At 69.6% G+C, this 23,184-nt stretch carries 19 protein-coding genes; 6 read left to right on the forward strand and 13 right to left on the reverse strand.

Annotation, left to right across the window (positions count from 1 at the left end; all coding sequences use genetic code 11):
* Window positions 1-29: 29 nt before the first annotated feature.
* On the forward strand, window positions 30-356 hold the full coding sequence (gene clpS, locus ACFWZ4_RS15735) for an ATP-dependent Clp protease adapter ClpS (RefSeq protein ID WP_091332759.1): 327 nt from the start codon (window positions 30-32) through the stop codon (window positions 354-356).
* Window positions 357-421: 65 nt separating this feature from the next.
* Entirely contained in the window at window positions 422-2,692 is a 2,271-nt protein-coding gene (clpA, locus tag ACFWZ4_RS15740) for an ATP-dependent Clp protease ATP-binding subunit ClpA (protein ID WP_439705610.1), read from the forward strand.
* A gap of 141 nt (window positions 2,693-2,833) precedes the next feature.
* Here the strand turns inward: clpA and infA are convergent, their stop codons facing one another.
* Together infA and ACFWZ4_RS15750 are read right to left on the reverse strand one after the other, a co-directional pair.
* Window positions 2,834-3,052, reverse strand: coding sequence for a translation initiation factor IF-1 (gene infA, locus ACFWZ4_RS15745; RefSeq protein WP_019466733.1), 219 nt, complete (start codon window positions 3,050-3,052; stop codon window positions 2,834-2,836).
* An 84-nt stretch (window positions 3,053-3,136) separates the two neighbouring features.
* Window positions 3,137-3,421 (reverse strand): polyhydroxyalkanoic acid system family protein, encoded by a 285-nt coding sequence (locus ACFWZ4_RS15750; RefSeq protein WP_439705611.1) that lies wholly within the window; start codon window positions 3,419-3,421, stop codon window positions 3,137-3,139.
* Window positions 3,422-3,519: 98 nt separating this feature from the next.
* On the opposite strand from ACFWZ4_RS15750, the gene ACFWZ4_RS15755 reads away from it, so the two are divergent.
* Window positions 3,520-4,287: an FHA domain-containing protein gene (locus ACFWZ4_RS15755; protein WP_439705612.1), complete on the forward strand. Its 768-nt coding sequence runs from the start codon at window positions 3,520-3,522 to the stop codon at window positions 4,285-4,287.
* An 80-nt stretch (window positions 4,288-4,367) separates the two neighbouring features.
* On the opposite strand, the gene ACFWZ4_RS15760 is transcribed toward ACFWZ4_RS15755, so the two are convergent.
* The 6 genes from ACFWZ4_RS15760 to ACFWZ4_RS15785 form a co-directional block, all read right to left on the reverse strand.
* Window positions 4,368-5,960, reverse strand: a complete 1,593-nt coding sequence (locus ACFWZ4_RS15760; protein WP_439705613.1) for an ATP-dependent DNA ligase — start codon at window positions 5,958-5,960, stop codon at window positions 4,368-4,370.
* A gap of 3 nt (window positions 5,961-5,963) precedes the next feature.
* The gene (locus ACFWZ4_RS15765) at window positions 5,964-6,950 is read right to left on the reverse strand and encodes a ligase-associated DNA damage response exonuclease (RefSeq protein ID WP_439705614.1); all 987 of its coding nucleotides are present in this window, start codon (window positions 6,948-6,950) and stop codon (window positions 5,964-5,966) included.
* 123 nt (window positions 6,951-7,073) lie between these two features.
* Entirely contained in the window at window positions 7,074-8,843 is a 1,770-nt protein-coding gene (locus tag ACFWZ4_RS15770; protein ID WP_439705615.1) for an ABC transporter transmembrane domain-containing protein, read from the reverse strand.
* Between the two features lie 106 nt (window positions 8,844-8,949).
* Entirely contained in the window at window positions 8,950-10,959 is a 2,010-nt protein-coding gene (locus ACFWZ4_RS15775; RefSeq protein WP_439705616.1) for an OPT family oligopeptide transporter, read from the reverse strand.
* A 146-nt stretch (window positions 10,960-11,105) separates the two neighbouring features.
* Window positions 11,106-11,705: an IMPACT family protein gene (locus tag ACFWZ4_RS15780; RefSeq protein ID WP_439705617.1), complete on the reverse strand. Its 600-nt coding sequence runs from the start codon at window positions 11,703-11,705 to the stop codon at window positions 11,106-11,108.
* A gap of 58 nt (window positions 11,706-11,763) precedes the next feature.
* A complete protein-coding gene (locus tag ACFWZ4_RS15785; protein ID WP_439705618.1) occupies window positions 11,764-13,209 on the reverse strand; it encodes a phospholipase in 1,446 nt (481 codons plus the stop codon).
* A gap of 170 nt (window positions 13,210-13,379) precedes the next feature.
* Here ACFWZ4_RS15785 and ACFWZ4_RS15790 point away from each other — a divergent pair, with 170 nt between their 5' ends.
* Window positions 13,380-14,147 (forward strand): YdcF family protein, encoded by a 768-nt coding sequence (locus ACFWZ4_RS15790; RefSeq protein ID WP_439705619.1) that lies wholly within the window; start codon window positions 13,380-13,382, stop codon window positions 14,145-14,147.
* Between the two features lies 1 nt (window position 14,148).
* On the opposite strand, the gene ACFWZ4_RS15795 is transcribed toward ACFWZ4_RS15790, so the two are convergent.
* The 3 genes from ACFWZ4_RS15795 to ACFWZ4_RS15805 all read right to left on the reverse strand — a co-directional run bounded on the left by ACFWZ4_RS15795 (window position 14,149) and on the right by ACFWZ4_RS15805 (window position 18,550).
* A complete protein-coding gene (locus ACFWZ4_RS15795) occupies window positions 14,149-15,582 on the reverse strand; it encodes an aldehyde dehydrogenase family protein (protein ID WP_439705620.1) in 1,434 nt (477 codons plus the stop codon).
* 70 nt (window positions 15,583-15,652) lie between these two features.
* Entirely contained in the window at window positions 15,653-17,020 is a 1,368-nt protein-coding gene (gene xseA, locus ACFWZ4_RS15800) for an exodeoxyribonuclease VII large subunit (RefSeq protein WP_439705621.1), read from the reverse strand.
* Window positions 17,021-17,128: 108 nt separating this feature from the next.
* Window positions 17,129-18,550, reverse strand: a complete 1,422-nt coding sequence (locus ACFWZ4_RS15805) for a phospholipase D-like domain-containing protein (RefSeq protein WP_439705622.1) — start codon at window positions 18,548-18,550, stop codon at window positions 17,129-17,131.
* Between the two features lie 83 nt (window positions 18,551-18,633).
* On the opposite strand from ACFWZ4_RS15805, the gene ACFWZ4_RS15810 reads away from it, so the two are divergent.
* Window positions 18,634-20,583, forward strand: coding sequence for an acetyl-CoA hydrolase/transferase C-terminal domain-containing protein (locus ACFWZ4_RS15810; RefSeq protein WP_439705623.1), 1,950 nt, complete (start codon window positions 18,634-18,636; stop codon window positions 20,581-20,583).
* Window positions 20,584-20,662: 79 nt separating this feature from the next.
* Here ACFWZ4_RS15810 and ACFWZ4_RS15815 read toward each other — a convergent pair whose 3' ends face one another.
* Window positions 20,663-21,130, reverse strand: a complete 468-nt coding sequence (locus ACFWZ4_RS15815) for a DUF2269 family protein (RefSeq protein WP_439705624.1) — start codon at window positions 21,128-21,130, stop codon at window positions 20,663-20,665.
* A complete protein-coding gene (locus ACFWZ4_RS15820; RefSeq protein ID WP_439705625.1) occupies window positions 21,130-22,428 on the reverse strand; it encodes an SDR family oxidoreductase in 1,299 nt (432 codons plus the stop codon). Before ACFWZ4_RS15820 ends, ACFWZ4_RS15815 begins: the two co-directional genes overlap by 1 nt.
* On the opposite strand from ACFWZ4_RS15820, the gene ACFWZ4_RS15825 reads away from it, so the two are divergent.
* Window positions 22,427-22,909: a hypothetical protein gene (locus tag ACFWZ4_RS15825; protein WP_439705626.1), complete on the forward strand. Its 483-nt coding sequence runs from the start codon at window positions 22,427-22,429 to the stop codon at window positions 22,907-22,909. The genes ACFWZ4_RS15820 and ACFWZ4_RS15825 overlap by 2 nt on opposite strands.
* Window positions 22,910-23,184 lie beyond the last annotated feature (275 nt).

The following is a 23,184-nucleotide window of genomic DNA, read 5'->3' on the forward strand; positions in this document are numbered from 1 at the left end:
CCGTACCAGCAACAAAGTCCCCACGAGCAATGGCCCACGAACCCGAACACGACCCCGGCAGCGGACACGGCCTGGCCGTCGAGACCAGCCGCCCGGAACTGGCACGGCCGCCACTTTTTCAAGTTGTGCTGCTGAATGACGATTTCACTCCCATGGACTTCGTGGTCGAAGTGCTGCGTGGCTTCTTTGCCATGGACCAGGAACGCGCGGTGCAGGTGATGCTGCACGTGCATACCCGTGGCAAGGGTGTGTGCGGCGTCTTCACCCGCGAGGTGGCGGAGACGAAAGTGACGCAAGTGAACGAGTACTCACGGACTCATCAGCATCCCTTGTTGTGCACTATGGAAAAGCTATGAGCAGCCCCATCTTGTAGCCATCGCGGCGTAGCCGCCCAAGCCAATCCCAAGCGGAGAAGGTCCGGATGTTCAGCAAGGATCTCGAAGTCACCATCGGCCACTGCTACAAGCAGGCCCGCGAGCAGCGCCACGAGTTCATGACCGTGGAGCACCTGTTGCTCGCCCTCACCGAAAACCAGTCCGCGCTGGGCGCCTTGCGCGCCTGTGGCGCGGACCTGCCGCGGCTGTCGGCCGAACTGGAGCGGATCATCGCCGAGACCGTGCCGGTGCTGCCGCACGGGGACGAGCGCGACACCCAGCCGACGCTCGGCTTCCAGCGCGTGCTGCAGCGCGCGGTCTACCACGTGCAGTCCTCCGGCCGTAAGGAGGTCACCGGCGCCAACGTGCTGGTGGCGATCTTCGGCGAAAAGGATTCCCACGCCGTCTACTTCCTGCACCAGCAGGAGATCACCCGGCTGGACGTCGTCAACTACATCTCGCACGGCATCGCCAAGATCGGCGACGAGCCGAGCACCGGCATGCCGGGCAGCGAGCGCGAGGGCGAAGAGGGGGCCGACAGCAAGGGCAACCCGCTCAGCGAGTACGCGACCAACCTCAACGACCTGGCGATGGAAGGCAAGATCGACCCGTTGATCGGCCGCCAGGACGAGATCGAGCGCACCATCCAGGTGCTCTGCCGCCGTCGCAAGAACAACCCGCTCTACGTCGGCGAGGCCGGCGTGGGCAAGACCGCGCTGGCCGAGGGCCTGGCCAAGCGCATCGTCGAGGGCGAGGTGCCCGAGGTACTGGAAAGCGCCGTGATCTGGTCGCTGGACCTGGGCGCGCTGGTAGCGGGCACCAAGTACCGCGGCGACTTCGAGAAGCGGCTGAAGGCGGTGATCGGCCAGCTCAAGAAGCAGCCAGGCGCGATCCTGTTCATCGACGAGATCCACACCATCATCGGCGCCGGCTCGGCGTCCGGCGGCACCATGGATGCGTCCAACCTGATCAAGCCGATGCTGGCCTCCGGCGAGCTGCGCTGCATCGGGTCGACCACCTTCCAGGAATTCCGCGGGATCTTCGAAAAGGACCGCGCGCTGGCGCGACGCTTCCAGAAGATCGACATCGTCGAGCCGACCGTGGCCGACAGCATCGAGATCCTGAAGGGCTTGAAGAGCCGCTTCGAGGAGCACCACAACGTCGCCTACACCAACGAGGCGCTCAAGGCCGCGGTGGACCTGTCGGTCAAGCACATCCCCGACCGCCTGCTGCCGGACAAGGCCATCGACGTCATCGACGAGGCCGGCGCGCGCCAGCGCCTGCTGCCCGAGGATCAGCGCACCGGCACCATCGACGTGCCGGAGGTGGAGTACATCGTCGCCAAGATGGCGCGCATTCCGGCCAAGCAGGTTTCGGCCTCGGACCGCGACGTGCTCAGGAACCTCGAGCGCAACCTCAAGATGGTGGTGTTCGGGCAGGACCAGGCGATCGAGGCACTGGCCGCGTCGATCAAAATGGCCCGCTCGGGCCTGGCCGATCCGACCAAGCCGATTGGCAGCTTCCTGCTCGCAGGTCCCACGGGTGTGGGCAAGACCGAGGTGACCAAGCAGCTGGCCCTGCAGCTGGGCATCGAGATGATCCGCTTCGACATGTCCGAGTACATGGAGGCGCATTCGGTCTCTCGCCTGGTCGGCGCGCCTCCGGGCTATGTCGGTTTCGACCAGGGCGGCCTGCTTACCGAAGCGGTGACCAAGCATCCGCATGCGGTGCTGTTGCTCGACGAGATCGAGAAGGCGCACCCGGACGTGTTCAACATCCTGCTGCAGGTCATGGACCGCGGTGTGCTCACCGACACCAACGGACGCGAGGCCAACTTCAAGAACGTGATCCTGGTGATGACCACAAATGCCGGGGCGCAGCAGGCGTCGCGGCGGAGCATCGGCTTCGTCAAGCAGGACCACGCGACCGACTCGCTGGAAACGATCCGCAAGATGTTCACGCCGGAGTTCCGCAATCGCCTTGATGCCGTCATCCAGTTCCATGCGCTGGACTTCGAACACATCCTGCGCGTGGTGGACAAGTTCCTGATCGAACTGGAAGCGCAGCTTGCCGACAAGCACGTCGTGCTGGACGTCGATGCCGACGCCCGTCGCTGGCTGGCCGAGCACGGCTTCGACCCGCAGATGGGCGCGCGGCCGATGGCCCGCGTCATCCAGGAGAAGGTCAAGCGGGCGCTGGCGGACGAGCTGCTGTTCGGCAAGCTGTCCGAGGGCGGCAAGGTGCTGCTGAGCGTGCGCGACGGCGAGCTGCACGTAGAGACCGAGGCGGCCGAGAAGATGCCGGTCGTCGTGGAGTAACCCGGGTGCTAGGCCCCCAGTGCGCGACCCACCACCGGTCGCGCACCGGAGGCGCTCCCACGGATGGTAGCTGCCGTCGTGGAAATCCGGGCACGAAAAAGGCCGCGCATCGCGCGGCCTTTTTCGTTTGTCCGTGGGACCTTACTTCATGCGGTAAGTGATCCGCCCCTTGGTCAGGTCATAGGGAGTCATCTCGACCTTGACCTTGTCGCCCGTGAGGATGCGAATGTAGTGCTTGCGCATGCGACCGGAGATGTGGGCGGTAATCACGTGCCCGTTCTCCAGCTGCACACGGAACATGGTGTTGGGCAGGGTCTCCTGGACCGTGCCTTCCATTTCGATGACGTCGTCTTTGGCCATGCGTTCCGGTGTATGGGGCCCGGCCGTGGCGGCCGCGTAAGCGGAGAAGTATGCCACTTCCGGGCGGTCCGATCAAAGCGGCGGTCAGGCAGCATCCCCGAAGTACTCATCCAGCTTGCGCCGGATCTCCTGCTCCACCATGCCTTTGAGGGGCGACAGCATCAGGCCGAGCTCGGCGGTGACGTGGACCGACTGCGGCGCCACCGCGATCGCACCGCTAACGCCCGAGCGGGAAAATCTCAGCGTGTCGCCTTCCCACCGGCTCTGCATCTCGAACTTTTCGCGCATGCGCGTGGCGACCTTTTCGACCACGGCGCGGGCCTGGTCCAGCGGCAGGTCGTGCGGACGGCGGATGTCGATCTTGGGCATGGATGGGCTCCGTGTGGAAGCGTCCATCTTACGCGGCGAACGCGAAGGACACGCCATGCATCTGCTAGAGTCCCGGGCATCTCTGGATCGGTCTTTAGATGCGCATCGAGTTCCCCAATTCGGCTCGCGAGGAGTTCCGCTGGACGCAGGTCGCTTTGCGCATCGGCAGCGCGCCGGACAACGACCTGGTGGTCTCCGCCCAGCAGGGTGCGGCGCACCACCTGCGCATCCTGCAGGACCGCCGCGGTTGGGTGCTCGAAGTGCTCTCGGGCGCCGGCCGCGTCTACGTCAACGCGCGCCCCGTGCGCGAGCGTGCACTGTTGCGCGCGGGCGACATCCTGAGCCTGGGCGATTGCCGAATGCTGCTGTGCGCCGACGAGGCACCCGCCAGGCGCGTACCGGTCGCGCTTTCCGAGCAGGGCCGTTGTACCGCGGCCTTGCGCGCGGTGGCCGGGCCGTTGTCCGGGCGCGTGTTCCCGCTGCACGAGCGGCTGGAACTCGGACCGCAGGGCGACCAGCCGCTGGAGTTGCCACAGGCCGCCACCGCCACGCTCGCACTGTTCTGGAAAGAGGGCGAGCTGCGCGTGGCCGCCAGTGCGACGCCGTCACGTTATCCGCTGCGGCTCAATGGCGCCGCGGTGGAGCAGGCCGCGCTGCACCCGGGCGACCAGCTGGGCATCGCCATGCACCGCTTCCTGGTGGACGCGCCCGGGTTGCTGCCCTCACCGGTGGGAACACCGCCGGAGCCTCCGGTCGAGCGCCTGCCCGAAGACCAGGCCGGGCCGCGAGGCGAGGTGTGGTGGCTGATCGCCACAGCCGCGGTGCTGGCACTCCTGATCGCGCTGATCCTGCTGGTACGGTTCTAGCGGCGAGATCCCGTAGAAGCGCACTGTGCGCGACTGTTATGTCCGCGGTTGCGCTCTTGCAGGAGCCCTTGTGCCTGCACTCAGCCCTCGGCCATCCGCTTCAGTTCTTCCAGCCGATCGGCGTCGCGCACCGAAAGGTCCGTACGCCAGCGCAGGATCCGCGGGAAGCGCACCGCCACGCCCGACTTGTGCCGGGTGGATCGCTGGATCGCCTCGTACGCCAGTTCGAATACATGCTCCGGTTCGACGGAACGCACCGGTCCGAATCGTTCGAGGGTATGCGCCCGGATCCACGCATCGAGCCGTGCGATTTCGGCATCGTCCAGGCCCGAATAGGCCTTGGCCACCGGCACCAGATGGCCCCGGTCCCATACCCCGAAGGTGTAGTCGGTGAACAGGCCCGCGCGACGCCCATGGCCGGATTGGGCGTAGATCAGCACCGCGTCCAGCGTGTAGGGGTCGACCTTCCACTTCCACCAGTCGCCACGCTTGCGGCCGACGCGATAGGGCGAGTCCAGGCGCTTGAGCATCAGGCCCTCGGTGCGCCGCTCGCGCGATTGCTCGCGCAGTTGCGCCAGGGCGGCCCAGTCGTCCGTGTGGGCGGCGGGTGAGAGCAGCAGCGTCGGTGGCATCCCTTCCAGCAGCACGGTAAGACGCTCGCGCCGCAGGTGCAGCGGCGCCTCGCGCAGGTCGGCGCCGTCCAGTTCCAGCAGGTCGTAGGCCATGAAGCGCACCGGCGTCTCGGCCAGCAGCTTCGCGCCGGGCTTGAGCTTGCCGATGCGCTTCTGCAGGGCGGTGAACGGCCGCGGTGCGGCCGCTTCGCCATCCCAGGCGAGGATTTCGCCATCGAGCACGCAGCCGGAGGGCAACGCGCAGGCGGCCTGCTCGATTTCAGGGAAACGCCCGTCCAGCCGCTCCTCGCCACGCGACCACAGCCGCGCCTCGTCGGCGCGACGCATGAGTTGTGCACGGATGCCGTCCCATTTCCATTCGGCCAGCCAGTCGCCACGCTCGCCCAGGCTCTCCGTCGGTGATTCCAGCGGGGAGGCGAGGAAGAAGGGATAAGGTCGATGCTCGCGATGGGCGTCGTCCTCCGCCGGTTGCGCCAAGGCGGCCAGCGAGCCGGTGCTCGGCCTCCAGTCGCCGCTCAGGCGATGGGCGATCAGGTCGGTGGGCAGTTGCGACCACAACGCCAGCGCCTGCACCACCAGGCGCTGCGACACGCCCACCCGCAGCGCGCCGGTGATCAGCTTGTTGAGGAGGAAAACCTCATCTGTTGGAAGGGTCTTCCACCACGCCTGCAGCTGCGCGATGCGACCGGGCGGATCGAGCCGGCTCAAGTCCGGCAGGCGCTGCTCCATCCACGTGTGCAGCGGGGCGTCGTCCGAAGGCCGGCCGGTCGGCAGCAGCAGGGCGATGGCTTCGGCCAGATCGCCCACGTGCGCGTAACTCTCGTCGATGAGCCAGTCGGGGTAACCCGTGGCCACGCGGGTGGCCTGGCGCAATTCGGTGACGCTGGCCAGCCGGCGCAGCTTGCCGCCGCCGAGCACGTACACCGCCCAAGCCGCATCGGCGGGGGGCGCATCGTGCAGGTAGGCGGCGATGGCGTCGCGCTTGGCGGTGGTCGAGCCGGTGCGGTCGAGCGCGGCATAGAGCTGGACGAAGCGGCGCATCGCTCAGACCCCCAGTGCCGCCAGCGGCAGCGCATCGTGGCCTTGCTCGCGCAGGTAGCGCACCAGCGCATCGCCATCGCCATGGGTGACATAGACGCGCCTGGCGCCACTGTCACGCACGCTGCGCACCAGGCCGTTCCAGTCGGCGTGATCGGAAACCACGAATCCACGCTCGTAGCCGCGCCGGCGCCGGTTGCCACGCACCTGCATCCAGCCGGAAGCGAAGGCGGTCGAGGCATTCGGGAAGCGTCGCATCCACGGCGAGCCGGCGGCCGACGGGGGTGCGAGGATCAGCTCCCCTGCCAGCGCCGCGCCACGCGCGTTCTCCTCCAGCGGCTGCGTGGGCGGCATCACCACGCCGGCCTCGCGATAAAGCTGCGTCAGTCGCAACAGCGCGCCGTGCAGGTGCACCACGCGATCGACCCGCGGCGCGAGCTCGGCCAGCAGCCGTTGCGCCTTGCCAAGCGCGTAGCAGAACAGCACGGCCGAAACCTTGCGGCGGCTGCAGTCGTCCCACCAGGCGAGCAATTCGTCGATCACCTGCGCCATCGGCGGCCAGCGGTAGACGGGCAGGGCGAAGGTCGATTCGGTGACGAAGGTGTCGCAGGGCACCGGCTCGAACGGCGCGCAGGTTGGATCTGCCTCTCGCTTGTAGTCGCCCGAGACCACCACGACGCGCCCGCCATGTTCCATGCGCACCTGCGCCGCGCCCAGCATGTGGCCGGAGGGATGCAGCGACACCGTCACCTCGCCGAGCGTGAAAGATTCGCCGTAATCGTAGGCCTCGACCAGCGCAGGCTCGCCCAGCCGCTCGCGCATCAGTCCCAGGCCGGCGCGGGCGACGTGGTAGCGCGCATTGCCCTGGCGCGCATGGTCGCCATGCGCGTGCGTCACCACGGCCTGCGCGACCGGCTCGGCCGGGTCGATGTAGAAGCCGCCGGCGGGGCAGTAGAGGCCTTCGGGACGCGGCTGGAGCAACGGGTCGGGCATGAGGTGATGCTCGTCGCCGGGGCGTCAAGTTGGTGGCAACAGCCCGTCGCACCGATGGCGGCATGGCGGGCTCGTCGCTTCACGCCATTCCTATCCCCGCGGTAAAGAGGGCGACACCACCGATCAGGCGACGAACTGCAGCCTTGCCAGCTCGGCGTAGAGCCCACCTTCGGCCAGCAGGCTTTCGTGGGTGCCCTGGGCGACGATGCGTCCGCCGTCCATCACCACGATGCGGTCGGCGCGTTGCACGGTGGCCAGGCGGTGGGCGATGACGAGGGTGGTGCGGCCCTTTTCCAGGCGTTCCAGGGCCTGCTGGATGGCGGCTTCCGATTGCGCGTCGAGGGCCGATGTGGCCTCGTCGAGAAGCAGCAGCGGGGCGTCGCGCAGGATGGCGCGGGCGATGGCGATGCGCTGGCGTTGGCCACCGGACAGGCGCACGCCGCGTTCGCCCAGCTCGGCGTCGTAACCCTCGCCGAGCGCGCTGATGAATTCGTGGGCCTCGGCGGCACCGGCCGCCTCGCGCACCTCGTCGTCGCTCGCCGCCTGGCGGCCGAAGCGGATGTTGTCGGAGGCGCTGCCGGCGAAGATCACCGTTTCCTGCGGCACCAGCGCGATGGTGCCGCGCAGTTCGGACAGCGCGACCGCGCGCAGGTCCATGCCATCGAGCCGGATGGCGCCGGTCTGCGGGTCGTAGAAGCGCAACAGCAGGGCGAACACGGTGCTCTTGCCGGCACCCGAGGGGCCGACCAGCGCCACAGTCTCGCCGGGGCGGATGTCCAGGGTGAAGTCGTGCAGCGCCGGCGCATCCGGTCGCGTGGGATAGTGGAAGCCGACGTGCTCGAAGCGCAGCGCACCGCTGACCGGGCGCGGCAGCGCGAGCGGTTGCGGCGGGTCGGCGATGTGCGCCTGTTCGCCGAACAGTTCGCCGATGCGTTCCATCGCGCCGGCGGCGCGCAGCACGTCGCCCCAGACTTCGGACAGGCCGGCCACCGAGCCGGCGGCGAACACCGCGTACAGCACGAATTGGCCGAGGATCCCGGCATTGAGCCTGCCGCCCAGCACGTCGCGCGCGCCGACCCAGAGCACCAGCGTGATCGCGCCGAAGAACAGCACGATCACCGCCGCGGTAAGCAGCGCGCGCATGCCGATGCGCCGGCGCGCACTTTCCAGCGCGCGGTCGATGGCGTCGCCGTAGCGGCGGCTCTCGATGCCTTCGCGGGCGTAGGCCTTGACCGCCGGCGCGGCGTTGAGTGTTTCGTTGGCGATCGCCGCGGCGTCGGCCAGGCGGTCCTGGCTGGCGCGCGAAAGCTTCTGCACGCGGCGGCCGAAGATCAGGATAGGCAACATCACCGCCGGGATCACCAGCGCGGTGAGACCTGCCAGTCGTGGACTGGTCCAGACCATCATGGCGCTGGCGCCCAGCAGCATCACCGCGCTGCGAAGCGCCACGGAGATGCCCGAGCCGATCAGCGCCTGCACCACCTCGGTGTCGGTGCCCAGCCGCGAGATCAGCTCGCCCACGCGCGAGCGCTCGAAGAAGCCCACGTCCAGCCGGATCACGTGCGCGTACAGCTTGGCGCGCAGCGCCGCCAGTGAGCGCTCGCCCAGAAGGGTGATGCAGAAGTATCGGGCCGCCGTGGCGAAGGCGAGCACCAGCGCCACGGCGAACAGGCCGAGGAAGGTGCGGTTGATCATGTCGCTGCTGGCGTGGCCGAAGCCGGCGTCGATCATGTGCCGCACCGCCATCGGCAACACCAGCGTCGAGCCGGAGGACAGCCCGAGGAATACCAGCCAGCCGATCGCCAGCGCCTTGTGCGGCTTGAGGAACGGCCACAGCTGGCGCAAGGCGCCGACGCGGGCGGTGGGCTTGCCGGGGGGCGTGGTGTCGCTCATCGAGGCGCCTGGAGGGGTGGAGCCTGGTGAGGTGGGGGCGGGTGGGACCCACCCCAAGCCTGCCGGCGACCTGGCCCTCCCCGGCATTGCCGGGGAGGGCCGGCAGTCAGGCGGCGTTGCGGCCCATGCGGGCGATCCAGCGATACAGCACCACGACGCAGGCCACGAACGCGATGCCGCCGATCCAGATCGCCGGAGTCGCGAAGCCGTCGCCGACCAGCGCCAGCGGCGCGTCGTGGTTGGCGAAGCCAAGCTCGTCGGAGAACGCCACGAGCGCGGCCACGATCACACCGAGCAGGCTTTCGCCGACGATCAGACCCGACGCCAGCAGCACGCCGAGCTGCTTGGTCGCGTCCGCGTTGGGACCCCGGTCCGCACGCTTGTCGAACCAGGCGCCGACGAGCGAGCCGACCACGACCATCAACGTGGTCGAGGTCGGCAGGTAGATGCCCAGGCCCACGGCCAGGGGCGGCAGGCGCGCGGACTTCGTGGTGCGCACCAGCACCTCGTCGACGACGATGAGGGCGACGCCGATCATCGCGCCGATGGTGATGAGGCTCCAGTCGATGTTGCCGGTGATCACTCCCTGGGCGAGCGCCGAAATCAAACCGGCCTGCGGCGCCGGCAGCGCGCGTGCCGGATCGACGCCCGGCGCGCCGAGGAAACCGTATGCCTGGTTGAGCAGGTCCAGCACCGGCGGGATCACCACCGCGCCGGCGATCACGCCGATCACCAGCGCCCACTGCTGCAGCGAGGGCGTGGCGTCGACCAGCTGGCCGGTCTTGAGGTCCTGCAGGTTGTTGTTGGCGATGGAGGCCACCGCGAACACGATCGCGGTGATGAACAGCGCGAACGCCACCAGCGCCTTGCCGGCGTCCTCCGGCATCATCGCCTTGACGCCCAGCACCAGCAGCAGCGCGGCGATGATCACAACCAGGATGCCGATGCCCGACAGCGGGCTGTTGGACGAACCGATCAGGCCGGCCATGTAGCCGCATACGGCCGAGACCAGGAAGCTCAGGATCAGCACGAACAGCACGCCGCCGATCACCAGCAAGGCCGTGTGCGAGCCCAGTCCGCTGACGTTGGCGAAATGCCCCAGCAGCCAGGCCACCGGCACCATGCAGACCAGCGTGACCAGGCCCACCACGCCGATCGGAATGTCGTGTTCGGTGCGCGGCAGGGTGGCCAGGTTGCCCGCCTTGCGCACGCGCGAGGCCGCCATGGCGCCGGCCAGGCCGCTGATGACCGGCTTGACCAGCTTGGCCAGCGTCCAGATCGCCGCCACGCCGATGGTGCCGGCGCCGACGAAGCGCACGTAGTGGCTCCAGGTCGCTTGCGCGGCTTCGGCGACCGAACCGGTTTCCGGATGGAGCAGCAGGAAGTGGGGCACCGCCCAGCCCCAGCCGATCAGCGCGCCGACCAGCATCGCCACGCCCACCCAGAGCCCGACCAGGTGGCCGACTGCGAACAGCGCGAACGACAGGCTGAAATCGAAGCCGGTGGCCGCGCCGCGGTCGCCCACGCGGAAGTAGTCCGACACTGCGGCGGCGAACACCTTGGTCTGCACGATCACGTAGAACACCGCCGAGACGATGGAACCCACGATCACGGCCTTGAGGCCGGCGCCGCCGGATTCGACCGACTCGGCCGCCTCCTGCGAATTGCTCGAACCGACCTTGAGCACCTCGGCGCAGGCCACGCCTTCGGGGTAGGGCAGGTCCGAGTCGGTGACCAGCGCGCGGCGCAGCGGGATGGTGTACATCACGCCCAGGATGCCGCCGGTGGCGCAGATGCCGAAGGACATCCAGAACGGGAACCCGTTCCACCAGCCGATGATGATCAGGCCCGGCAGCACGAAGATGATCGAGGAGAGCGTGCCGGCGGCCGAGGCCACCGTCTGCACGATGTTGTTCTCCTGCATGGTCGAGTTCTTCATCGCCCGCAGGATCGCCATCGAAATCACCGCCGCCGGGATCGAGGTGGCGAAGGTAAGGCCGGCCTTGAGGCCGAAGAACACGTTGGCCGCGGTGAATACCACGGTGATCACGATGCCGATGATCAGGCCGCGTAGGGTGAATTCGGTGCGCTTGGCGCCTTGGGCTTGGGCAGTCACGTGGCGGTTCCGTTCTGGTTGGTTCCCCTGCGCGCCATCGGCGCGCCCCTCGCGACCGCTCCCCGGCAGCCGCTGCGGGGGAGCATAGCGTGGATGGGCCGATCCCATCCCCCCGCACGCTGGCCGAAAGGCCACCGGGACCGATACTACGGAAGCGAAGGGTGCACGCGCGCCTGGCCGCGGGTGAGGTCGACGATGCGCGCGGATGCCTCGTCGAGGCAGTCCGCCGGCAATTCCAGCTCCAGCATGGCGCCGCCGGCGTCGAAGCTCTCGTGTTCGATCCGCGCCTGCCAGTTGGAACAGCGCGCCTTGAGCAGCGCCAGTTCGGCGAACGGGCAGTGCACGGTCAGCCGCGCCATCGCCACCAGCGGCGTGCGCCCGGCCAGGCGCAGGCATTCGGCGGCGGTGCCGCCGTAGGCGCGCACCAGTCCGCCGGCGCCGAGCTTGATGCCGCCGTACCAGCGGGTGACCACCACCATCACGCGATCCACGCCAGCGCCTTCGATCGCCTGCAGGATCGGCCGGCCGGCGGTGCCGCCGGGTTCACCGTCGTCGTTGAAGCGGTAGTCGTGGCCGATGCGGTAGGCCCAGCAGTTGTGCGTGGCGGCGGGGTCGGCGACTTCATGCAGGAACGCCATCGCCTGCTCGATCGACGGCACCGGCGCGGCCTGCGCCAGGAACCTGCTTTTGCGGATGTCCTGCACGTGCCGGCAGGGAGCGACGAGGACGTGCAGGGTCTCGGACATGCGGGGCGGTGGATAACGAAACGCCGGCACGGTAGCACGCCGCGCCGGGCCGCCCGCTTCAGTCGCCGATCGCGGGGCCCGGATCGGGGTGGTGGAAGTCGTGTGGCGAGAGATCGCGCGTCAGCCGGAACACACCCTCGTGGATGCGCCGCGGCAGCACCACGTCGAGCACGGTGCTCTGGTGCGGTCCCAGCATGGCGAAGAGATCCTCGCCCGGCGCGCTGGCGGCCAGGGCGTGGTGCACCAGCCCGGCCAGATCCAGGGGCTGCACGCGCGCGCCGTATGGACGGTGGCTCGCGACGGCCGGTCGCAGGGTGCGCCGGGGTTGGCGTGGGTCGGGCACGCGGGCGTCGCCGGCGAGTAAGGCGTGGTTGAGGAACAGCGTGACGGTGCACGGATCGGCCGAGTTGGCCTGGCGGTCGGTCAGGAATCCGGCCGGCAGCTGGTCCAGGCTGGCCTCGGGGCCTGCGGTGAGCAGGAACCCCGCGCCGGTCAGCGGCTCGCCGGTGTCGTCGGCCAGGCGCAGGATCAGCATGCTGCGCGGATCGTGGATGTGCACGCGGGGCGCAAACGGGCCGACCGGTTCGAGCTCCACCTTGTCGGCGTCGCGGGCGGCGTTCTCGGTGTCGAAGGCGTCGCACAGATCAGCGTAGGCCCTCGCGTCGTTGACCGCCAGGCAGCGCACGATGGCCTCGACGGTCGCCGGCACCGCGGCGGTGAGGATGCCCTGCTCGTCGCCCGAGTGCGCGGCGCCGGCGACCAGCTTGAATGCGCAGCGCGGGCCGCGCAGCAGGCTGAGCGACAGTGCGTCGGCCGCCGCGCCGCGCCGCCCACCCGCTACCGCAAGCACGGCGTGGCGGGCATTGAGATTGGCCGAGGCGATGCGCACCACGCCGTCGGAACCGTTCTCGCCGGTGTAGCTGTTCAAGTGGTCGTAGAGCGATCGGTCGGGGCGATCGCCGGTCAGCACGAACAGGAACTGGCCCTTCGCGGCGGGATCGGCGCCATGGATGTGGTCCAGGTTGAGCGCCAGCGAGGCCGCGCTGCCCAGCTCCAGCCAGTCCAGGATGCGTTGGCCCGGCTCCACGCCATTGAACCAGGCCTTGAGCCGGGCCAGCGTGCTTTTCCCGAGCCTGGCCAGTGCCGAGCCGAAGTTGGCCGGCGCGAGCATCACCAGGTGGCTGAGCCGGATGGTGCTGTAGCTCCCCGGCGTGTCGCGCTGCGCACGCAGCCATTCGCGCACCACCGGGCCGCCGGTGGAATGGGTGACGCAGGCGAAGCTTCCGGTGGACAGGTGCAGGTCGCGCAGTGCGTGGTCGAATGCACGCACCAGGTCGCCCATGGTCACCGCATCGTCGAAGCTCACGTATTCGGACAGGCGGATGTCATGGATCGTCAGCGCCAGTCCGGCGGCGCGGGCGGCGTCCTGCACGCGGCGGGGCATCGCGCCGTAGACGGCGGTGCTGGTCACGCTCCAGCCATGGACGAAGACGAGCGTCGTCATGCGATGGTCCTTCGTGGGTAGCGGGAGCGTAGCAGGGCGATGTCGCCATCCCTGCAGGACGCCAATCCGCGCGGCAGCCCGCCGGGTCGCGCACGCGGTGCGCCCCCGCACCACCTTCCGCTCATCTTTGCGTCCGCATAATGCCGGACTCGACCGTGGAGAGGCCGCCGATGACCGTGCACCTGCTGATCGCGTTGTTCGCCTTCGCCTGGCTGGCCGGCCGGCTGGGCTGGCGACGGCTGCGGCTCACCGGCATCGTGCTGGCGCTGGCGTTCCTGGTCGCGGCCGGCTGCGGCGCGCTGCCCAAAGTGCTCCTGCGGGTATGGCAATCGCCGTACGCGCAGCGGCCGGCGCTGGACTGGGCGCCATCCAACGCGATCGTGCTGCTCACCGCCGGGGCGACCTACCCGCCGGGTGGGCCGCTCGAGCCGGGACATACCGCCTACTCGCGCATCGCCGAGGCGGTCGTGCTCTATCGCGATTGCCGCGCGTCCGGCGCGCGCTGCACCCTGCTGGTCAGCGGTGGCGACGCGGAGAACACCGGCGAGCCGCTTGCGCGCACCTACAAGCGCACGCTGATGCAACTGGGCGTGCCGCGCGAAGACATGGTGCTGGAAAAGCGCAGCCTCACCACCTGGGGCAACGCGCTGTACGCCCGCGGGATGCTTCGGCAGATCGGCGCCGACCGGGTCTGGCTGGTGACCTCGGCGCATCACCTGCGGCGGGCGGTGTTCGCGTTCGAGCACTTCGGCATCAAGGTGACGCCGGTGCGGGCGGACTACCTGCGCGGGGTGTGGTCGCTGGTGCCCAATGCGTACAACCTTTATGTCACCAACGCGGCTCTGCACGAATACGTGGGAATGGCGGTGTATCACTGGTACGCGTGGCGTGAGCGCACCGATGTGCCGCCGGAAAACGAGGGGCCGGCGGAGGACTGACTCACGCCGGTCGACGCATCACCAGCAACCGCACCTCGCTCATATCCTCGATGGCGTAGCGCACGCCCTCGCGGCCGAACCCCGAGAGCTTGATGCCGCCGTAGGGCATGTTGTCCACGCGGAAGCTCGGGATGTCGTTGACGATCACGCCGCCCTGTTCCAGCTCGTCCCACGCGCGCATGGCGTGTTCCAGGCGATCGGTGAAGATGCCCGCCTGCAGGCCGTAGTCGGAGTCGTTGACCAGCCCGATGGCCTCGTCCAGCGTGTCGAACGGGGCGAGCAGGGCGAACGGGCCGAAGGCTTCGAGGCGATTGGCCTTGGCGTCCCGCGGCACGTTCTCCATCAGCGTCGCTTCGAGCATGTTGCCCTCGCGCTTGCCGCCGCAGAGCAGCTTCCCGCCGGCGCGGCGGGCCTCCTCGATCCAGCCGTGCAGGCGTTCGGCGGCGGCCTCGTCGATCATCGGACCGATGAAGACGTCCTTCTTCTTCGGATCGCCCGCCTTGAGCTTCTTCGTGGCGGCGACCAGTTTCCTTTTCAGCGCCTCGTAGAGCGAAGCGTGCGCGTAGATCCGCTGCACGCCGATGCAGCTCTGGCCGGACTGGTAGAACGCGCCGAACACCAGCCGCTGCACGATGGCGTCGAGCTTGCCGCCCTGGTCGGCGTCGACGATGCAGGCGGCATTGCCGCCCAGCTCCAGCACCACTTTCTTGCGCCCGGCGCGGGCCTTCAGGTCCCAGCCGATCTGCCCGCCGGTGAAGGAGAGCAGCTTGAGGCGCTCGTCCTCGACCAGCGGTGAGGCCTCCTTGCCACCGATTGGCAGGATCGAGAAGGCACCCCTGGGCAGGTCGGTCTCGGCCAGCACCTGGCCGATGATCAGCGCGCCGATCGGGGTCTTCTCGGAGGGCTTGAGCACGAACGGGCAGCCGGCGGCGATCGCCGGCGCGACCTTGTGCGCGACCAGGTTGAGCGGGAAGTTGAATGGCGTGATGAAAGCCACCGGCCCGATCGGCACGCGTTTGGTGTACCCGTGATAGCCGTCCAGCCGCGGCGCCAGTTCCAGGTTGAGCGTCTGGCCGTCGAGGCGCACGGCTTCGGCGGCGGCGATGCGGAAGGTCTCGATCAGTCGCGTGACCTCGCCGGCGGCGTCCTTGATCGGCTTGCCGGCTTCCACGCACAGCGCCAGCGCCAGTTCGTCACGGCGCTGCTCGAAGCGCGCGACGCAATGTTCGAGCACGGCTTGCCGCGCCCAGGGTTTGAACGCCCGCATGGGCGCCGTCGCCTTAACCGCCGCGGCGATGGCCTTCTCGATCGCGCGGGCGTCGGGCACGGCCACTCGCGTGGCGACCTTGCCGCTGTACTTGTCGCGTACCTCGAGGTCGGCGTTGGGGTGCTGCGGGCGGTTGGCGAGGTAGTAGGGGTAGGTCTTCTCGAGCATGGACGTCTCCCGGATGGAGAAGAACAGGTTGCCGCCGCAGGCGTTGCCGGTGCGTGAGCCGGCTTCGCTACTACGGCTTGGGTGTATCCGGGGGCAGGACGCGGGCGGTCAATTCGCCCTCGGCGAGTCGCGCGCGAACGACCGTACCCGCCGGTGCATCCTTTGCCGCCCGCAGTACCCGGCCCTCACCGTCGAACACGATGGCGTAGCCGCGCTCCAGCGTGGCCAGCGGACTGACCGCGTGCAGTGCGCGCGCGGACTGGCGCAGGGTCAGGCGGGCGCGCTCCAGGCGATGGCCCATGCATTGCTGCAACGAGCGCTCGCGCTCGGCCAGGCGTCGCTGCAGCAACTGCAGTCGCTGGCGCGGATGCTGCGCAAGCAGCCGCGCGTGCAGGCGCTCGAGCCGCATGCCACGGGTGCGAACCTGCTCGCGCAGCGCCGCGTCCAGTCGACGGTGCAATTGCACCAGCCGCTCGCGGTCGCGCCCCAACCGCGCCTGCGGGCGTTGCGCCTGCAGGCGAGCGTAAAGGTGGTCGAGGCGCTGGGTCTGTGCCTGCAGGCGACGGGCCTGCAGCAATTGAAGACGTTGAGCCAGCTGGCCCAGATGCCGGCGCAGCGCCAGCGCGTCGGGCACCAGCAGTTCGGCAGCGGCCGAGGGCGTGGCCGCGCGAAGGTCCGCGACGAAGTCGGCGATGGAGAAGTCGATCTCGTGCCCGACCGCGCTCACCACCGGGACAGCGCTGGCGTGTACGGCGCGGGCGACGGCTTCGTCGCTGAAGGCCATCAGGTCTTCCAGCGAGCCGCCGCCGCGGGTCAGCAGCAGCACGTCGTGGCGACCGGACGCCGAGGCCTTGCGCAGCATGGCCACGATCGCCGGTGGCGCTTCTCGTCCCTGCACCGGCACGGGCAGCACCTCGACCTCGACCAGTGGCCAGCGCCGGCGCAGCACGCTCAGCACGTCGCGGATCGCCGCGCCGGTGGCCGAGGTGATCACGCCGATCCGCCGGACGAACCGGGGCAGGGGACGCTTGCGGGAGGGCTCGAACAGGCCTTCGGCATCGAGCCGCGCCTTGAGCAGATCGAACTCGCGCCGCAGCGCGCCCTCGCCGGCCAGCTCCATGTGTTCGGCGACCAGCTGGAACTCGCCGCGCGGTTCGTACAGCCCGACCCGCGCGCGGACCAGCACGTGCATGCCGTCGGCCGGCTTGAAGCGCAGCCAACTGCTCTTGGGCTTGAACATCGCCGCGCGCACCTGGGCGCCGGCGTCCTTCAGCGTGAAGTACAGATGCCCCGAGGCCGGTCGCGACACGTTGCACAGCTCGCCCTCGATCCACACCAGCGGCAACGCGTCCTCCAGCAGCCCGCGCACGAGCCGGTTCAGCGTGCTTGGCGTGAGGATGTTGCGCGGCGGGGCCGCGGGTTGGTCGGGGGTGTGCATGGACCGTCGAGCCTAGCACGAAGCGCTTGCCGAACATGCGCTTGGGCGACGATTTGAAGACCTTCCATCAGGTTATGGCGCGGTTCCCTGGGCCGGAAAGGAGCCGGGCTACTTCCGGCGGCGCAGCCGCCACAGGCGAATCGCCAGGTTGAACGCGAACCAGACCGAAAAGGCGGCGATCGGCCAGCTCAGGGCCTTGGGCCAGGCGATCGCCACCACCGCCAGCACGGTCAGCACGACGATGCCGACGAGCAGGGGACCGCGCTCGGTATCGCCGAGCACCCGGCGGTCGGTCAACACCGCGCCGACGGTGTTGGCGATACGCAGCGCGCCGGCCGCGGCGCGGCTGGTGCTGCCGCCCGGGCGCTTGGGGCGTGGCGGACGCTCGGTGGTGCTCTCCACCCTTGCGATGTGCGGCCGACGCCGGCGCGGCGCCAGCACGATCTCGGTGGCATTGGTCAGGTCCCGCTCGTACTGCTCGGCCAGTTGCCGGGCGAAGCCGGTGTCCTCCACCGCCACGTCGATCTCGCGGTTGCCCAGCCAGCTGGCGATGTTGAGGTTGGACGAACCCACGCGCGCCCACTGGTCGTCGGCCACCGCGGTCTTGGCGTGCAGCATCGAGCCGTTCCACTCGAACACGCGGATGCCGGCCTTGAGCAACGGCCGGTAGCCCGAGCGGGACATGCCCGCGACCAGCGGGATATCGCTGGTGCCCGGCACCAGCAGCCGCACGTCCACGCCGTCGCGCGCGGCCGAGGCGAGCGCCTGCACATACGGCGCCATGCCGACGAAGTAGGCGTCGGTGATCCACAGGGTGCGCCGCGCCATCGCGGCGACCTGCTGGTCGAGCCGGTACATGCCGGCGGTGGACGGCTGCGTGGCGATCACGCGCAGGGCGGTCTCGCCGGCGGCCTTGTTGTCCGGGGGCGGCAGCGTGAGGGGCTTACCCATGCTCGCCCAGCTTTGCGCGAAGGCCTGCTCCAGCTCGCCCACGGCCGGGCCGCGCAGCACCACGCCGGTGTCCCGCCACGGCGGCACGCCGCGCTTGGCGTTGCCCAGCCAGCGCGCACTGATGCACACGCCAGAGAGGAAGCCCAGGTGACCGTCGACCACCAGCAACTTGCGGTGGTCGCGGGTGATCCACCCGAACGGCTTGCCCAGCTGCGGCGGGTTGAACACCCGCACCTCGCCGCCGGCCCGGCGCAGCGGTTGCCAGAACGCGTATCCGGACTGGCCCAGGCAGCCGAGCCAGTCGCAGACCACCGCGACCATCACGCCGGCCCGCGCGCGTTCGACCAGCGCATCGCGAAAGGCGCGGCCCACCGTGTCGTCGCTGATCAGGTAGTTTTCCAGCAGGACGCGCTGGCGGGCGCCGCGGATCGCGGCCAGCCAGGCGTCGAAATGCGCTTGGGCGTCGATCAGCAGGTCAGCCGCGTTGCCACCGATCAGCGGCGCGCCGGCGGCGCGGCTCAATGCCTGTTCGGCCAGGAAGCGGCTGGGCGCGGAGGGTATCAGCGGGATCGTCGCCATGGCCGCGAGTTTAGGGCAAGGTCCGTCCCCGGAACGTCGCGGGACGGATGCGCGCCTCGCCCGCCATCTGCCATGATCCGGGCATGCCGCCCGCGCCGCGCCTCGACGACACTGCCGCCTGCGCACAGCTCATTGCCGACCGGCTGGGGGCGCATCTTTGCGTCGCCGCGCCGCTGGGGCTGGGCAAGCCGCATGGCCTGCTCAACGCCCTTTACCGGCTGACCGTGGCCGATCCGGCGCGCTCACTGAGGCTCTATACCGCGCTCTCGCTGACCCGGCCGCGGCCGAAACCGGGGCTGGAGGCGCGCTTCCTCGCGCCGTTCCTGGAGCGGCATTTCGGGGCCGACTACGAGGACCCCGAATACGCCCTCGCCGAGCAGCGCCATGCGCTGCCCACCAATGTGGCCGTGCACGAGTTCTACCTGCAGTCGGGCGCGCTGTTGCACGCGCCGCGGGCGCAGCGCGACTACATCAGCCAGAACTACACCCACGTGGCGCGCGACCTGGCCGCGCAGGACGTCAACCTGCTGGTGCAACTGGTGGCGCGGCGGGAAACGCCGGAGGGCGTGCGCTACAGCCTCTCCTGCAACCCGGACCTCACGCTCGATTTCCTCGCCCAGTGCGCCCGTGCCGGCAAGCCGCGGCCACTGTGCGTGGCGGTGGTGCATCCGGACCTGCCTTACCTCAGCGGGCATGCGGAGGTTGCGGCGGATTTCTTCGACATGGAACTGGCTCCGCCACGGTCGCCGCGGCTGTTCGCCCTGCCGCGCACGCCGGTGGGCGTGGCCGAATACGCGATCGGCCTCAACGCGAGTGCGCTGGTGAAGGATGGCGGCTGCCTGCAGATCGGCATCGGTGCGCTGTCGGACGCGCTGGTCCACAGCCTGCTGCTGCGCCAGCAGGACAACGCCGCCTGGCGCGATGGCCTGCGCGCGCTCGATGGCGAGAGCCCGACCCTGGCGCTGGCCCGGCGCATCGGCGGCCTGGAGCCGTTCGAGGCCGGCGTGTACGGCGCCAGCGAGATGGTGATGGACGGCTTCATGCACCTGGCGCGCGGCGGCATCCTCAAGCGTCGCAGCTGGGACAACATGGCGCTGGAGAAGGCCGCCGCGGCCGGGCGGCTCAATCCGGCCACGCCGGGCGGGCACTACCTGCGTGGCGCGTTCTTCCTCGGCAGCCGCGAGCTGTACGAGTGGCTCGATGCCACCGAAGCGGCCGATCCGGATGCGATCGACATGTGCCCGGTCTCCAACGTCAACCAGCTCTATGGCGACCATCAGCCGCTGGCCGCGCTGCAGCGGCGCGGTGCGCGCTTCTTCAACACCTGCATGATGGCCACGCTGCTGGGCGCCGCCGTATCGGATGCGCTGGAGGACGGCCAGGTGGTCAGCGGTGTCGGCGGCCAGTACAACTTCGTGGCGATGGCGCACGAGCTGGACGACGGCCGCTCGATCCTGTTGCTGCGCGCGACCCGCCGCGAGGGCGGCGAGGTGCGCACCAACATCCGCTGGGACTATGGCCACACCACGATCCCGCGCCACCTGCGCGACATCGTGGTCACCGAGTACGGCGCCGCCGACCTGCGCGGCAAGAGCGACAGCGAGTGCATCGAGGCGATGCTGTCGATCTGCGACGCGCGCTTCCTCGACGCGCTGGCGGCCGAGGCCAAGGCGAACGGCAAGCTCGCGCCGGGGTTCCGCATTCCCGAGGCGTGGCGCCGGCACCGACCGGAATGCCTGGAGCAGGCGCTGGCGCCGCTCGGGCGTGCCCAGTTGCTGCCGATGTTCCCGTTCGGCAGCGACTTCGACGACGTCGAACTTCAGCTGGTGCCGGCGCTGGGTTGGCTGAAGGAGCGCGGCACGAACTGGCGCGGACGCCTTGCGCTGGCGAAGGCCGTCCTGCGGCCGGGCGAACCGGTGCCCGGCGAAGACGCCGCGCTCGAACGCATGCAGCTGGCAACGCCGCGGCGAGTCGCCGAGCGCCTGCAGCGACGCCTCGTCCTGACCGCCCTGCGCAAAACCCGCCCCTCATAGAATCTCGGAAAGCTGCTTCCTGCAGGAGCGCACCCTGTGCGCGTCCGCCTCGGTGCCCGGCCGCGCATAGGGTGCGGCCCTACAACGGCGGCTTGACCACCATCAGGTAGAACACCGCCACGAACGCGAAGAAGGCCGGGATCCCCAGCGCCACCCAGAGCCGGAAGGCACGCCAGTAGCCCGGCGGCAACGGCAGGTCGCGGGCCGCCGCCTCGATCGCCAGGTCGCGCATGCGCACCTGCAACACCACCACCGGCAACCAGCACGCCACCGCCAGCGCATACAGCAGCGTCGACCAGCCGACCCAGCCGCTGCGCCACGGGATCTTCGCCCAGTGCACCATCCAGAAGCCGCTCGCAGGCTGGAACACGACCGTGGTCGCGGTGAACAGCCAGTCGGCGATCACCACGTAGCGCGCCACTACCGCCACCACGCGCACGTCGCGATGCAGGCTGACCACCAGCAGGTAGAACGCCGTGCCGATGCCGGTGCCGAACAGCAGCGTCGAGGACAGCACGTGCAGCCATTTGACGATGAGGTAGTCCATCAGCGCCGCTCGGTAGCGTACAGGGCGCCGATCAACGCCAGCATCGGCAGGTTCTTCAGGATCGGCCCGAAGGGATGCAGCCAGAACGACGGCAGGGCAACGGTGATGATGGCCGTGTAGGAAAGGATGAGCGCGACCTGCGCCAGGTAGGCCAGCCGCAGCGCGCGGCCGCGCAGCGCCAGCGTGGCGATGCCGAGCGCAAGGTCGAGCAGCGCGCCGCCATAGAGCGCGGCCGAGGCCATCGGGCCATGCAGCCCGACCTGGGCGAGCAAAGCCATGCTGCCCGCCACCGGGTACACGCCCAGCGAAAGCGCGGCCGTCACCAGCCACACCAGTGCGACGGCGGCACGCCCCACGAGTGACCAGACGCGCCAGGCGAGCAGCACGCGCATGTCCGCCGCCTCGGCACGCGAAAGGAACAGCCGTGGAGGCCGTGGCGGATGGCCGAGCCAGTGCGTGGCGGGCGCGGCGTCGGCCGTGTTGCCCCGATCGAGCATCGCCAGCGCCTCGCGATCCACCCAGTGCCCGCCCAGGCGCCCGAAGCGCGCCAGCCAGGCGGTGGGGATGCCGAGCACGCGCAGCCGCCCGCCACCGAGTGCATGGCGCAGCACCGACAGATAGCGCGCCAGCGAGAGCGGCTGCGGCCCCACCGCGGCGAGGCTGCGCGGGCGCGCGTCATCTTCCAGCAGCCGCACCACCAGCGCCGCGATGTCGTCGACGTGGATCGGCTGGATGCGTTGGCGCCCGCTTCCGGGCAGCACCGCCAGCGGCAGCCAGGAGAGCAGCATCAGCATCCGGCTGCTCGCGCCGGTCGGGCCGAACACCAGCGACGGCTGCAGCACCGTGCCGGTCGGGACCATCGCGTGCAGCGCGGCATCGCCGGCGCGCTTGCTGCGATGGAAGCGGCTGGTGGCGTGCTCGTCGGCGCCCAGCGCGGAAATCTGCACGGCGCGCGTGATGCCCGCCGCGCGGCACGCCGCGAACAGCGCGCGCGGCGTTTGCGTGTGGATGCGCCGGAACGTCTGCGCGCCATGCTCGGCGAAGATGCCCACGGCGTTCACCACCGCATCGATACCCCGGAGACGTGGCAGCCAGTCGGCCTGGTGGGTGTCGTGGGCGAAGTCCATTTCGACATGGCCTACACCCGCGCCACCGCTACCCTGCCTGTGCCGGATGCCACGCACGGGGCGATGGCCGGCCGCCTGCAACGCGTCGCATACGGCACGACCAATCAATCCGTCGGCGCCCAGCACCAGCACGCGCAGGCGCGTCCTGTCCCCTCCGGAGGCTTCCTTCATGCCCACGCCGCCCGCGCGCCTGAAACCCTCATGGATCGCCCGCACCAACCTCAGCGGCGCCGCCGCCGCGATGCTGTCGAGCGTGGTGGTGGCGGCGTGTAGTGCATGCGAAGCGCGCGCGCCGTTTGCCGGCGTGAACGCGGCGAGCCAGTGGTTCTGGGGACGACGCGCCAAGAGGCACGTCCGGCCGAGCTGGCGCTACACGGCCGTGGGTTACCTGGTGCACCACGCCAGCTCGCTGCTGTGGGCGGGCATCTACGAAGCCTGGTGCCTGCGCCGGCCCGCGCCCCCGCGCGTAATGGCCGCCCGTGCCGGTGCGGTGGCGGCGGCCGCCTGCGTGGTCGATTACACGATCACGCCGCCGAGATTCCGGCCCGGTTTCGAACGGCACATCAGCCGCAGGTCGATCGCGGCGGTCTACGTGGCCTTCGGTGTTGGCCTGTTCGCTGGTGCCTTGGCGCGACGCCGTTACGTCCGCTAAAGCAGTGTTGCCTGGCATGTCGTACTTGCGGGGATCTTCCGCGACTTGGCTCGCCTGCCGCGGGCTTCCGATCGCCTGACGGCGCTCGGGTCACTTTTCTTTGCGGGCCCAAAGAAAAGTAACCAAAAGAAATGGCCTGCTAGGCCCGGGGTGGCTAAAAAGCTAGGTGCCACCTCGCCTTGATGGGTGAGCCGCTCGCTCTTAGAGGAGCTGCCGCCGCTTTACCGCGGGCGCTCGGGAGTTGAGGCGAGGGAGGTATTCAGCGGTTTGGTAGT

It is taken from the genome of Frateuria sp. GZRe12, from assembly GCF_051900535.1.
Classification (GTDB): domain Bacteria; phylum Pseudomonadota; class Gammaproteobacteria; order Xanthomonadales; family Rhodanobacteraceae; genus Frateuria_A.